At 67.8% G+C, this 12,078-nt stretch carries 12 protein-coding genes; 8 read left to right on the forward strand and 4 right to left on the reverse strand.

Annotation, left to right across the window (positions count from 1 at the left end):
• Positions 1-11: 11 nt before the first annotated feature.
• Positions 12-482 carry a MarR family winged helix-turn-helix transcriptional regulator gene (locus tag TPAU_RS04425; protein ID WP_013125565.1) on the reverse strand — a complete coding sequence of 157 codons (471 nt, stop codon included), beginning with the start codon at positions 480-482 and terminating at the stop codon, positions 12-14.
• Positions 483-547: 65 nt separating this feature from the next.
• Between TPAU_RS04425 and TPAU_RS04430 the strand changes: the two genes are divergently transcribed.
• Entirely contained in the window at positions 548-2,074 is a 1,527-nt protein-coding gene (locus TPAU_RS04430) for an MFS transporter (RefSeq protein WP_013125566.1), read from the forward strand.
• On the opposite strand, the gene TPAU_RS04435 is transcribed toward TPAU_RS04430, so the two are convergent.
• Complete coding sequence (locus TPAU_RS04435; RefSeq protein ID WP_041944705.1) at positions 2,028-2,447, reverse strand: hypothetical protein; 420 nt, start codon at positions 2,445-2,447, stop codon at positions 2,028-2,030. The two genes, TPAU_RS04430 and TPAU_RS04435, sit on opposite strands and share 47 nt — an antisense overlap.
• 86 nt (positions 2,448-2,533) lie before the next feature.
• On the opposite strand from TPAU_RS04435, the gene TPAU_RS04440 reads away from it, so the two are divergent.
• Entirely contained in the window at positions 2,534-3,370 is an 837-nt protein-coding gene (locus tag TPAU_RS04440; protein ID WP_013125568.1) for a helix-turn-helix transcriptional regulator, read from the forward strand.
• A 67-nt stretch (positions 3,371-3,437) separates the two neighbouring features.
• The gene (locus TPAU_RS04445) at positions 3,438-4,499 is read left to right on the forward strand and encodes an endonuclease/exonuclease/phosphatase family protein (protein WP_013125569.1); all 1,062 of its coding nucleotides are present in this window, start codon (positions 3,438-3,440) and stop codon (positions 4,497-4,499) included.
• A 68-nt stretch (positions 4,500-4,567) separates the two neighbouring features.
• On the opposite strand, the gene TPAU_RS04450 is transcribed toward TPAU_RS04445, so the two are convergent.
• Entirely contained in the window at positions 4,568-5,782 is a 1,215-nt protein-coding gene (locus TPAU_RS04450; protein WP_013125570.1) for an IS110 family RNA-guided transposase, read from the reverse strand.
• Positions 5,783-6,052: 270 nt separating this feature from the next.
• Between TPAU_RS04450 and TPAU_RS04455 the strand changes: the two genes are divergently transcribed.
• The 4 genes from TPAU_RS04455 to TPAU_RS04470 all read left to right on the forward strand — a co-directional run bounded on the left by TPAU_RS04455 (position 6,053) and on the right by TPAU_RS04470 (position 10,536).
• The gene (locus TPAU_RS04455) at positions 6,053-7,417 is read left to right on the forward strand and encodes a DUF445 domain-containing protein (protein WP_013125571.1); all 1,365 of its coding nucleotides are present in this window, start codon (positions 6,053-6,055) and stop codon (positions 7,415-7,417) included.
• A 167-nt stretch (positions 7,418-7,584) separates the two neighbouring features.
• The gene (gene groES, locus TPAU_RS04460) at positions 7,585-7,884 is read left to right on the forward strand and encodes a co-chaperone GroES (RefSeq protein WP_013125572.1); all 300 of its coding nucleotides are present in this window, start codon (positions 7,585-7,587) and stop codon (positions 7,882-7,884) included.
• An 81-nt stretch (positions 7,885-7,965) separates the two neighbouring features.
• Complete coding sequence (gene groL / locus TPAU_RS04465; protein ID WP_013125573.1) at positions 7,966-9,579, forward strand: chaperonin GroEL; 1,614 nt, start codon at positions 7,966-7,968, stop codon at positions 9,577-9,579.
• Between the two features lie 102 nt (positions 9,580-9,681).
• Positions 9,682-10,536 carry an LLM class flavin-dependent oxidoreductase gene (locus TPAU_RS04470; RefSeq protein ID WP_013125574.1) on the forward strand — a complete coding sequence of 285 codons (855 nt, stop codon included), beginning with the start codon at positions 9,682-9,684 and terminating at the stop codon, positions 10,534-10,536.
• Between the two features lie 9 nt (positions 10,537-10,545).
• Here TPAU_RS04470 and TPAU_RS04475 read toward each other — a convergent pair whose 3' ends face one another.
• Positions 10,546-10,842 (reverse strand): WhiB family transcriptional regulator, encoded by a 297-nt coding sequence (locus TPAU_RS04475; protein WP_013125575.1) that lies wholly within the window; start codon positions 10,840-10,842, stop codon positions 10,546-10,548.
• Between the two features lie 373 nt (positions 10,843-11,215).
• Between TPAU_RS04475 and TPAU_RS04480 the strand changes: the two genes are divergently transcribed.
• Entirely contained in the window at positions 11,216-12,064 is an 849-nt protein-coding gene (locus tag TPAU_RS04480) for a hypothetical protein (protein WP_049825768.1), read from the forward strand.
• The last annotated feature ends 14 nt before the right edge of the window (positions 12,065-12,078 follow it).

Here is a 12,078-nt window from a genome sequence, read left to right on the forward strand (position 1 = left end):
GGGACCGCGAGCTAGTCGCCCGGATTCTCTTCGCCGCAGAGGTATTCACCCACCTGGCAGGTGGCGACCTCGGCGCGGAGCACGGCCCGCTGGGTGGGGCGGGCGTCGCAGTAGCGGCGCCCGCCCTCCTCGGTGATCGCGGTGAACACCGACCGCCGGTCGGATGAGCACATCGTCCGGATGGCGAGGCCGTCGCGTTCGAGCCGGGCGACCAGGCGTGAGAGAGCGGATTGGGACAGGTGGACCCGATCGGCGAGGTCGGCCATGCGCAGTCCGCTCGCGCCGGCGCGTGAGAGCTGTTCGAGGACCTCGAATTCGGATGAGGTCAGGTCGTGGGCGCTGAGTGCCCGGTCGAGTGCGCAGGACATCCGCGAGTAGTCGCGCATCAGCTGATGCCACTGCGCGGCCAGCGCCTCGTCCGCTGCGGAATCCGCCGAGGCCGGGGATGCGGGCCGGGGCGTGATGCCGCTTTTGACCGTCATGGCCACATGCTACACCGGACCCGCGCAAAATATTCCTGAGAAATAAATGTAGACACATTCAATGCATGCGCATAGAGTTCTCGCTCGTGACCACCACACACGAGAACCCGACCGCACCCACCGGGCCCGGCGCATCGTCGCTGCACGTGACGTCGCCGACCGGATGGACCTCACGCACCTGGCTCCTGTTGCTCGTCCTCTGCGGCGCGCTCTTCCTGGACGCCCTCGATATCTCGATGGTGGGTGTGGCACTGCCCTCCATCAAAGCGTCACTCGGCATGGAACCCGCTGCCCTGCAGTGGATCGTCTCGGGCTATGTGCTCGGGTACGGCGGACTGCTGCTGCTCGGCGGCCGCGCCGCCGATCTGCTCGGCCGGCGACCGGTGTTCCTCGGCGCCGTGCTGGTCTTCGGTATCGCGTCCGTCGCGACCGCGTTCATCGACGTACCGGCGGTGCTGATCGCACTGCGTTTCGTCAAGGGTGTGGCCGCAGCCTTCACCGTGCCCGCGGGCCTGTCGATCATCACCACCACGTTCGCCGAGGGGCCCGCCCGCAACAAGGCCTTCTCCATCTACACCGTGTGCGGTGCCTCCGGCTTCTCGCTCGGCCTCGTCTTCGGGGGTCTGCTCACCGAGGTGTCCTATCGCCTCACGCTGCTCTTCCCCGGACCCGTCGCCCTGGCGCTGGTCGTGCTCGGCTGGAAGGTGATCCCGAAGACCGCGCCGGCGGAGAAATTCACCATGCGGCGCTTCGATGTGGCCGGCGCTCTCACTTCGACCGGCGCGTTGCTGATCCTCGTCTACACCGTGGTGCAGGCGCCGGGCCTGGGATGGACTTCGGCCACCGTGCTCACTCTGTTCACCGTCTCGGCGCTGCTCGCCGTGGCCTTCGTGGTGATCGAGATCAAGCACCCGCACCCGCTGGTGCGCCTGTCGATCCTGAAGTCGGTGCGGCTGGTGCACGCGAACCTCGCCGGGTTCGTCATGTTCGGCGGCTACGCGGCCTTCCAGTTCCTGGTCACCCTCTATGTACAGGATTCGCTCGGCTGGAGCCCCGTCGCGATGTCGCTGGCCTTCCTGTCCGCGGGTCTGCTCGTGGTGGCGTCGGCAACCAAGATCGACGCCGTACTGGACCGAGTGAACAGCACCGTGTTGGTCGCGGTGGGCCTGCTCGCCTTCCTCGGCGCATACGCCTGGTTCCTGCGAGCCGAGCCGGGTGCCAGCTACTGGGTGTTCCTGTTCCCGACCATCTTGTTGCTGGGCGTGGGCTTCGCGCTCACCTTCCCCGCGGTGAACTCCCAGGCAACCGAGGGTGTGGACGACGACGAACAGGGCCTGGCATCGGGTCTGCTGAACACCTTCATCCAGGTGGGCGGTGCCGTGATGATGGCCGTGGTCACCGCGATCACCACCAGCGGCCATATCGCGGCGGAGCCGGGACAGCTGCTCCCGGGAATGACCACGGCGGTGGCCGTGATCGTCGGCCTCACGCTGATCGGGATCGCCGGTACCGCAGCGGTGCTCGGTCTCGCTCGGCCCCGGGCGCTCACCGAGCCCGACGCCGTCGCAGCGCCGACAGTGCCGCGTCCGTGATGCCCACGGCCGCATAGGCGCCGGTGATCGAGATCATCGACCGTGCGGCTCGTCGCGTCTCTGCATCGGAGGTCGCGGCGAGCCGCATCGCGCCGTTCAGGGTGTCGGTCACATCGATCAGCAGCCCCAGGCGGCGCCAGCGCCTGCGGGTCGCGGCGTCGGCACCCAGATAGCCCAGGCCGATCGCCAGCGCGCGCACCCCGAACACCCCGATGAGGTACTCAGTGTGCGGGGTCGCGAGCGAGGGCGCTCCCGCTGCCCGCAGATTCGCGCGCGGTGCGGCGACGGCGGCTGCGCCCCAGGCGATCCGGCCGGCCGCCATCGCGACGAACACAGGGGAAAGACGACCGGCGTCGTCTGTGTCGGTGATCATGATCGCCATGCTGCCGCGCGAACGGGCGCCTGTCGATTACCCGTAAGGTAATGCGCCTGACTACCTTCGCGGCCTATCGTCGGGACATGAACTGTGGCGACGAGATCCGGCAATGGCGGCAACGACGCCGGATGACGCAGCTCGATCTCGCCGTGGCGGTGGGTGTCTCGACCCGGCACCTCAGTTTCGTCGAGACCGGACGATCGCGCCCCAGTCGGCGGTTGATCCTGGAAATCGGTGAGGGTCTGGATATTCCGCTCGTCGCGCGCAACGAACTGCTGCTCGCCGCGGGCTTCGCTCCCCGGTTCACCGCGCACCGGCTCGATGATGAGCCGATGCGGCCCGTCCGCGCCGCTCTCGATACAGTGCTAGCCGCACACGATCCTAATCCCGCGCTGGTGCTCGGCGACGGATTCGACCTGGTCGCCGCCAATGCCGGCGCAGCCGTCCTGGTCGACGGGGTTGACGACGCGCTGCTGACGCCACCGATCAACGTGATGCGACTGTGCCTGCATCCCGGCGGCCTCGCGCCGCGTCTGATCAACCGCGTCGAGGTGGCCGAATCGATCCTGGCCCGGGTGCGGCGCTCATACGACCGCACCGCCGACCCGCGGCTCGGCGCGCTGTACGACGAATTGCGGGAGTACGCACCGGAACAGCCGGACGCCGAATCCGGCTCCGCCCCGGAGATCTTCGTGCCATTCCGGCTCACGTTGCGCGGTGGCGGACAGGTTCGCCTTGTCTCCACCCTCACCACCTTCGGCAGTCCGCGCGACGCCGTTCTGGAGAGTCTCGTCCTCGAGGCCTTCTATCCGGGAGATGAGGCGACGCGTACCGCTCTGGCCGCGGCGGCTGAGGATTCCGCCGACCGGGCCGTCCGGCTGGTGCGCAGGCTGCCGCACCTCGCGCGGTATCTGACCTGAGCGAGTTGGCAGACACGCGGCCCGCCGTTCACGGGGATTTCAGTTACCGTGACTACCTTTTGCAGGTATGAACCACGAGCTGAGTCGGCGTTCCCTCCTCCGCTTCGCCGCCGGAACGACCGCTGCGGTCGGTATGGCCGGATTCGCCGGCACGGCCGCGGCGGCGCCCACCGGGCTGCGGGTGCTCACGATCAACACCTGGATGAACGGCACCAAGGTGCCGGACGGGCTGAACCGGGTCGCAGCGGTGATCCGTCAGGTCGACGCCGATATCGTGCTGCTGTCCGAGGCCAAGACGGCGACCGCCGATCTGGTGCCGCTGCTCGCCGCGGCCGGCGCTACCTATCATCGCGCCACGTCGAGCGATCCCGGCGTCCTGTCCAAGTTCCCGATCGCTTCCGCCGGCACCCTGCCGGGGATGGCGAAGGCGGTGATTCCGCTGGGGGACAAGACCCTGGTCGCCTACGCGGCGCATCTCGAATACCGCTGGTACGCAACATATCTGCCGCGCGGATACGGTGCCGGCGTGCCCTCCGGAGAGTTCTCCGAGTTCGGCTGGAACAAGATTCCCGGCGGTCCGGTGACCGATGTCGCCGCCGTGCAGCGGTGCAACGACGCCTCGGGACGGCCGGGCGTGATCGACCGCTTCCTCGCCGATGCGGAAGCCGAACGCGCCCGCGGCCGTATGGTGCTGTTGGGCGGAGACTTCAACGAACCCTCGGCCCTCGACTGGACCACAGGAACGAAGGACCTCTACGACCACAACGGGACCGTCGTACCGTGGGGGTCCACCGCGAAGCTGGCCGCCGCCGGCTATGTCGATGCCTACCGCAGCACCTTCCCGGACCCCGCCACCCACCCCGGATTCACGTGGCCGGCGAGCAATGCCGACGCGCCGGTCAGTTCCCTGACCTGGGCGCCCGATGCCGATGAGCGCGACCGCATCGACTACCTGTTCAGCTCGCCGGGGTCCGGCCTGCGGGTCACCGGCGCAGGCATCGTCGGCCCGCGCGCGTCGATCGTGCGAAGCAAGCGGGTGGACGAGCCGGAGGCCGGGGAGTTCACCGCCAACCCCACCCCGTGGCCCACCGATCACAAGGCAGTGCTGGCCACCTACGCCGTGGGCTGATCGCGACACCGGACCCGGTATCCGAGTCCTCCTAACCGGCCCCGCGGGCCGGATTCTCAATGATCCTGTCAAGCGGCGGCCGCGGTGATTTGCGGGGCGGCTGGCTGCCAGGTTCGGTTGTCGCGGATGAGGGCGTAGAGCACGTTGACGCGGCGGCGTGCCAGGCAAATAGTCGCGGGGACGTGCTTCTTTCCCTGAGCGCGTTTTCGCTGGTAGTAGTCTTTGGCGGCGGGATCCCAGCGAGCAGCGCTCACCGCTGACAGATACATCACTCTGCGCAGTCCGCGGTGGTAGCGCTGGGGCGTGCATAAGCGTCCGGTCCGTTTGCCAGAGTCTTTCGTGACGGGTGCGAGGCCGGCCCACGACGCGAGATGATCTGCGGAGAGAATCCGTGAGGTATCGCCGACGGCGGCTAGAAATTCGGCGCCGAGGCGAAATCCCATGCCGGGCAGGCTCACAATCGCTTCGGCGAGCGGATGGCGGCGAAACCGTTCCTCGATGGCGGCGTCGGCCGCCTTGATCCGCTTATCGAGGTCGATCACCCCCTGTGCAAGCTCGGCTACCAGATCTGCGGCGATGGCCTCGCCGGGCAGGGTAATCGACTGCGCCTTAGCCGCGGTGACGGCGGCTTCGGCGATTGGACCTGCGTTCCGCACCCCTGCATCGGCTAGGACTCGGGTGATCCGTGTGATCCCCGATCGGCGGATTGCCTGGGGCCGCTGGTAGCGGGCCAAAAGCGCGATCCACCCGCGATCGGTGGAAGGCTGTGCAGCCCGCTCCAGCGCAGGACTGATGGCGACCAGCTGCTGCCGCAGCCGATTGATCGTGCGGGTGCGGTCGGCCACCAGATCCTCACGGTGAGCGGTGAGCATCGATAGCTCGGTGACCAGGTCATCGTTGGGGCGCAGCAGCGGAAGATCATCGCCCCGCATGCGCCCCTGGTCTGCGATAACCCTCGCATCTTTGGCGTCGCTCTTTGCCTCGCCGCCTCGGTAGATCGCCGAGGCCTGCCAGACGGCGCGACCAGTCAGATACCGCACGGAATGCCCGGCTGCGGCGAGCATCGTCAGCAGGAGGGTCGCGTAAGTGGTGGTCAGGTCCACCGTCCACGACACGGTGCCATCGCGAGATTCAACTTCGGTGATCGCCGCAGCGATCGAGACCTCATCGTTGGCAACCTTACGAGAGGAGATCACCTTTCCGGCGTCGTCGCAGACAGCCATCCAGTGGAACTCCTTGCCAACATCTACCCCTACCCACCAACGACTTTCGCTCTTCACCATCTGCGCTCCTGTTCGCTTGTTAGCCCTGTGAGGTGGACCCGATGGGCATCCTCGCCAGCAGGTCCTTAAACAAGCGATCGATTTCGCAGATCTCAATCAGCGGCCCGAGGACACCCAGACAGATCGGGTAGCCAATCCGGCCCAGCCGCACCGTAAGGCCGGCAACACCCTAACTAGCCTCGCCCGATCTGCCCGGGCTTGCAGCCGAACGTAATCCATCGCGCTCGCCTGCACCTATGAACTTAAGGACACCCTGCGTACTGTGTCGCCATGCAGTCCTGGGCAGCGATCACCGCCGACCTGCAACGGAACTGGCCGATCTACGCGTCGATGCCGATCATCGCCGCGCTCATCGGTTGGGGAACCAAGATCGTCGCCATTCGGATGATGTTCCGCCCGCAACAGTTCAAGGGCATCGGCCGGTTCGGCTGGCAGGGCATCATCCCCAAGCGCGCGCCGCAGATGGTCGAGGTGCTGTGCGACACCCTCACCGACCGGCTCGTCTCCGCCTCCGAGATCCTGGACAAGGTCGAGCCCGACGAGCTGGGCGACCGGATGGAGCGCGCGCTGCGCCGCGAGGTGGCCCGGATCGTGCCCGTGGTGGCCGCCGAGTACCAGCCCGCGCTGTGGAACCTGCTGCCCGGCACCGGCCGTGACCTCGTGGTGCAGCGCGCCCAGGTGATCGCCCGGTCGCTGGTGCCCCAGCTGGTGGCCGCGATCCGGGACAATCTCGACGAGGTCTTCGATCTCAAGGAGATGGTCACCCGCGAGGTGCTCGCCGATCCCGATCTGCTGGAGCGGATGTTCCTCGACGTGGGGCGCCGGGAGTTCGCCTTCATCCGGCGCAGCGGCCTGGTCTTCGGCTTCGCCATCGGCATCCTGCAGGCCGCGGCCTGGGCGGTCTTCCGCAATCCCTGGGTGATGCCGCTGTTCGGCCTGTTCACCGGCTGGTTCACCGATTGGGCCGCGCTGCGCCTGATCTTCAACCCGAAGGAGCCCAAGCGCTACCTCGGGTTCATTCGGTGGCAGGGGCTCTTCCTCAAGCATCGGGTCTCCGTCTCCGAGGAGTACGGCAGCCTGATCGCGGCCCGCGTGCTCACCTCCGATCGCCTGGTCCGGTCGTTGTTCACCGGTCCGCATCGCGACCAGCTGGTCACCGTGGTCTCCGAGGTACTCCGGGAAGCGATCGAGGACGAGTTGCCGAGTATCGAGAAGGCACTGCGGCGCAGTACCGGCCTCGACGGAGTGGGTGTCGGCCCGGTCGCGGTCGGCGCCCTGGTCGGCGTGGTCGCCGACGCTGTCGGTGCGGTGGGCGGGGTGGTCGGTGGCCCGGTCGGCAAGGTGGCGGGTGGACTCGACATGACACAGATCGGTCCCATGTCGCGGGCAGGAGCCGACGACTTCGTGGCGGCTCTGCCCGATATCCTGGGCGAAGCCACCGATTACCTCGACGCGAGGCTCGATATTCGCGCCACGATGATCGAGAAGATGGCGGCGATGACACCGGAGGAGTTCGAGGGCGTTCTACGCCCGGCGTTCCAGGCCGACGAGAAGACCCTGATCATGGTGGGTGCGATCCTCGGATTCCTCGTCGGCGAGCTCCAGGTATTGATGGTGGAGAACCTCACGCACTGACCTCTCGCAGCCCAGCCCTTGAAGCGCTAGCACTCCCATGGGTAGAGTGCTAAGTGGTTCGTGTGCCGGGGTGACTCGGTACACAAGGTGACGCCGGCACCCGCGACGACGGCTGTGACTTTCGGGCCAGACAACATGACACCGATATCCACACATGGAGGCGAACTGTGGCAAGCGTGAACATCAAGCCGCTTGACGACAAGATCCTGGTCAAGGCGACCGAGGCCGAGACCACCACTGCTTCGGGCCTGGTTATTCCGGACACCGCCAAGGAGAAGCCGCAGACCGGCACCGTCGTCGCTGTGGGCGAGGGCCGTGTGACGGAGGCGGGCAACCGCGTCCCGACCGGCATCAACGAGGGCGACACCGTGCTGTTCAGCAAGTACGGCGGCACCGAGTTCAACTACAACGGCGAGGAGTACCTGGTGCTCAGCTCGCGCGACGTGCTCGCCGTCATCGGCAAGTAAGTCCCAAGCCGTGCGACATCCGGACCGCCCCGCCCCGGCGGGGCGGTCCGGCCGTTTCTAGAAGCCTAGGAGCTTTCGAATATGGCTAAGCAGATCGCATTCGACGAGAACGCACGCCGCAGCCTGGAGGCCGGCGTCGACGCTCTCGCCGACGCGGTGAAGGTGACCCTCGGACCTCGCGGCCGGCACGTGGTGCTGGCCAAGGCGTTCGGTGGCCCCACCGTCACCAACGACGGCGTCACCATCGCCAAGGAGATCGAGCTCGACGATCCGGTCGAGAACCTCGGTGCCCAGCTGGTGAAGTCCGTCGCTACCAAGACCAACGACATCGCGGGTGACGGCACCACCACCGCGACCGTGCTCGCCCAGGCCCTCGTCAAGGAGGGCCTGCGCAACGTCGCGGCCGGCGCCAACCCGATCGAGTTCGGCAAGGGCATCGCCGCGGCCGCCGACGCCGCGTCCGAGATCCTCATCTCGCAGGCCACTGAAGTGGACGGCGAGAAGGCGATCGCGCAGGTCGCGACCGTCAGCTCGCGTGACGCCGAGCTCGGCGAGATGATCGGCTCCGCGATGACCAAGGTGGGCGCCGACGGCGTCGTCACCATCGAGGAGAGCTCCGGCGTCGAGACCGACGTCGTAGTCACCGAAGGCGTGCAGTTCGACAAGGGCTACATTTCGCCGAACTTCGTCACCGACCTCGAATCCCGCAAGGTCGTCTTCGACGACGCACTGGTGCTGCTCTACCGCGACAAGATCAGCTCGCTCCCGGACTTCCTCCCGCTGCTGGAGAAGATCCTGGAGACCGGTAAGCCGGTGCTCATCGTCGCCGAGGACGTCGAGGGCGAGCCGCTGTCGACGCTGGTCCTCAACACTCTGCGCAAGACGATCAAGGCCGTCGCCGTGAAGGCGCCGTTCTTCGGTGATCGCCGCAAGGCCTTCCTGGAGGACCTCGCCATCGTTACCGGCGGCACCGTCATCAACACCGACCTGGGCCTGAGTCTGGCCACGGCCGGCATCGACCTGCTGGGCACCGCCCGCCGGGTCGAGGTGACCAAGGACGCCACCACCATCGTCGATGGTGGCGGCTCCAAGGAGGCCGTGCAGCAGCGGTCCGCACAGATCAAGGCCGAGATCGAGAACAGCGACTCCGACTGGGACCGCGAGAAGCTCTCCGAGCGGCTCGCGAAGCTGGCCGGCGGCGTGGCCGTGATCCGCGTGGGCGCCAACACCGAGACCGAGCTCAAGGAGCGCAAGTACCGCGTCGAGGACGCGGTGTCCGCTGCGCGGGCCGCGGTCGAGGAGGGCATCGTCTCCGGCGGCGGTACCGCGTTGGTCAAGGTCAGCGCGCAGCTGGCGGATCTGGAGGACACGTCCGAGGGCGATTTCAAGCTGGGCGTGCGGGCCTTCCGCCGGGCGCTCACCGCTCCGCTGTTCTGGATCGCCAGCAACGCCGGCGAGGACGGCGCCGTCATCGTCAACCAGGTGACCGAGACCGGTAAGGGCTTCAATGCCGCCACGCTGGCCTTCGGCGACCTGATCGCCGACGGTGTCATCGATCCCGTCAAGGTGACCCGTAGCGCTGTGGTGAACGCCGCGTCGGTGGCGCGGATGATCCTTACGACCGAGGCCACCGTGGTGGACAAGCCGGTCGAGGAGGACGACGACGCGCACGCCGGTCACGGCCACGCGCACTAGTCCTACCGCGCACCCGAACGACGCCCCCGGCCGTAGCGGCCGGGGGCGTCGTCGTTCGCTGAGCGCCCTGCGGATGTCGGAGCGCGGGGCTACGGTCGGGACATGCGCTACGGAATCGTGGTGACCGACCGGGACCCGCGCCGGTTCGCGGAGTCGGCCCGCGCCGCGGAAGATGCGGGGTGGGACGCGATCTTCTCGTGGGAGTCCGTCTCGGGCCTCGACGCGTGGATCGCGTTGACCGCAGCGGCTACCGCTACCGAGCGGATCCGCTTGGGCACCATGTTGACTCCGCTTCCGCGGTGGCGGCCCTGGGACCTCGCGCGGGTCACCACGAGCCTCGATCTGCTTTCCGGCGGCCGGGTGATCCTGCCGGTGGGGCTCGGCGCCGTGATCGAGCAGTGGACGGCCTTCGAGGCCGACCAGGGGCGTCGCATGCGGGCCGAACTGATGGACGAGAACCTCGATGTGCTGTTCGGTCTGTGGTCGGGTGAGCGCTTCTCGTACACCGGTGAGCACCACACGGTGACCGCCCTCGACCCCGGTCCGTTCGCCGCGCCCGCCACCGTGCAGCGTCCCCGCATCCCGGTCTGGTGCGTCGGCCTTGCCGGAGCGCGCGCATCGATGGCGCGGGCCGCCCGCTGCGACGGATTGCTGCCGAACTTTCGGCCGCCGCCCGGGGTGGCCGCCGAGGCTTACGAGGGCACCGTCGGCGATTATGCGGCGATCGCACGGGAGGTGTTGGGGCTACGGGCCGAGGCCGGGCGCACCGGTCCCTACGACCTCGTGGGCGAAGCGGGGTATCCACTCGAGCAGTGGGATCGCGCCGCCGAGCGCGCTGCGGCGCTCGAGGCCGTCGGTTATACCTGGTTCATCGACTCCTACTGGGAGGATCTCGGTGGCCCGGGGGAGACGAAGCGGGCCCGTGCGCGCATCGCGCAAGGCCCGCCAGTCGGGTAGTGGTCGCGCTCAGCCGGCGATCGGACGCCGGGCATCGCGCTTCATCAGGGTGGCCCGCTCGGACTCCGAGAGCCCGCCCCAGATGCCGTAGGGCTCGGCGACCGCGAGCGCGTGGCTGCGGCACTGCACCAGAACGGGGCAGGAGTGGCACAGTTCCTTGGCACGCCGCTCCCGCTGCGCGCGGGCGCGGCCGCGCTCACCGTCGGGATGGAAGAACACCGAACTGTCCACGCCCCGACACACGCCCCGCATCTGCCAATCCCAGAAGTCGGCATTGGGCCCCGGTAGCTCATTAGGCTGAGGCATCGCATTCTCCAAACGCTCGGCGTCGTCTTCGCTGGCATGGAAACGTCGTTGTTCCGCCCGCTCACCGTATGCAGTTAGCGAGAGGAAGGTCAACCTCGTCGGTGCATTTTCGCCCGACCTCGAATCACGCCGAGATTTAACATTGCGTTCATTCAACGAGGGTCTCAACCGCAACTTTTGCGACAGCACGACGATCCGGGCAATTCGTTGTACTCACTGGTCAACGGTGTAATGTAATTCGCCTTATGTGTAAGAATTGAGCCCGAATTCGCGACAATGTCGCCGTGTCTGACTTTACAGTCAGGTAACATTCGCGTGAGATTCGGCGACCTCGCCTCCGGAGTGGGTGCGCAAAAATGGAGAGGTTAAATCTTTGGAAACGGGGTACCCGAGCCGGCGACTGGCGCGTACGCCCGCCGATGCGCTACAAGCCGCCTTCGGCGCCGATGCCGGTGATCCCGGCACCGTCGACTCGCCTGCTGCCCTGGCCTGGCTGCGTGCGGTCGACCTCGCCGGTCGCGGCCGCTTCGCCGCGGCCCGCTCGCGGTGCGCAGCCGTGGTGACCGGCCCGTTCGCCTCCGCCGCCCGATGTCTCGAGGCCTCGATGTTGCGGCAGTCCGGCGGGCACCGTCACGCCTCGGTGAGCGACGGTGCCGCGTACGCGCTCGCCGCGCCGCTGGCCCGCGACGAAGGTGCGGCGATCGCGTTCCGCGTCGATGCATTGGTGGGATTGGCGGCGGATGCCCTGGGCGTCGGACGATTCCGGCTCGCCGCCACCGTGTTGCACCGGGCCGACGCGGAGTTGTCCGCGGGTGCGCCCGCAGTCGCGTATCCGTGGTGGACCGTGCCGCGGGCCTCGTTGCGCCGGGATTGGGTCGCGGCGGAGCTCGCCGTGTACTCCGGAGACGCCGACGGGTCGGCCCGCGCCCTGCCGGCTCTGCTCGCCGCCGACCCCGGGGCCGCACGGCCTCGTCACCATGCGAAGACCCGCCTCATCGCGGCATCTGCAGCGGCCGCGACGGGGGACCCGGAACGCGCCTTCGACCTCGCCCGTCACGGCCACGCGATCGCGACCGAGGGCGGGTTCGATCCTCTACAGTGGGCCGGTGCGAAACTGATGTCCGTGTTGTCAGGGGAGGGTCCGGGGCAGCGTTTCGCGCAGGAGGCCGCCGCCGTTGAAGCGAGGTGGATTCGCGATGGTGCGGAAATGGGAAGGCTGTAACGGCAGGATGCAGG

The organism is Tsukamurella paurometabola DSM 20162, assembly GCF_000092225.1.
In the GTDB taxonomy this organism is placed as follows: Bacteria; Actinomycetota; Actinomycetes; order Mycobacteriales; family Mycobacteriaceae; genus Tsukamurella; species Tsukamurella paurometabola.

Bases quoted from the DNA above. Each gene is read 5' to 3' on its own strand.
- TPAU_RS04440 (WP_013125568.1), top strand. From the start codon at position 2,534: ATGAACTGTGGCGACGAGATCCGGCAATGGCGGCAACGACGCCGGATG.
- TPAU_RS04430 (WP_013125566.1), top strand. From the start codon at position 548: ATGCGCATAGAGTTCTCGCTCGTGACCACCACACACGAGAACCCGACC.
- TPAU_RS04445 (WP_013125569.1), top strand. From the start codon at position 3,438: ATGAACCACGAGCTGAGTCGGCGTTCCCTCCTCCGCTTCGCCGCCGGA.
- groL (WP_013125573.1), top strand. From the start codon at position 7,966: ATGGCTAAGCAGATCGCATTCGACGAGAACGCACGCCGCAGCCTGGAG.
- TPAU_RS04455 (WP_013125571.1), top strand. From the start codon at position 6,053: ATGCAGTCCTGGGCAGCGATCACCGCCGACCTGCAACGGAACTGGCCG.
- TPAU_RS04425 (WP_013125565.1), bottom strand. From the start codon at position 482: ATGACGGTCAAAAGCGGCATCACGCCCCGGCCCGCATCCCCGGCCTCG.
- TPAU_RS04450 (WP_013125570.1), bottom strand. From the start codon at position 5,782: ATGGTGAAGAGCGAAAGTCGTTGGTGGGTAGGGGTAGATGTTGGCAAG.
- TPAU_RS04475 (WP_013125575.1), bottom strand. From the start codon at position 10,842: ATGCCTCAGCCTAATGAGCTACCGGGGCCCAATGCCGACTTCTGGGAT.
- TPAU_RS04470 (WP_013125574.1), top strand. From the start codon at position 9,682: ATGCGCTACGGAATCGTGGTGACCGACCGGGACCCGCGCCGGTTCGCG.
- TPAU_RS04435 (WP_041944705.1), bottom strand. From the start codon at position 2,447: ATGATCACCGACACAGACGACGCCGGTCGTCTTTCCCCTGTGTTCGTC.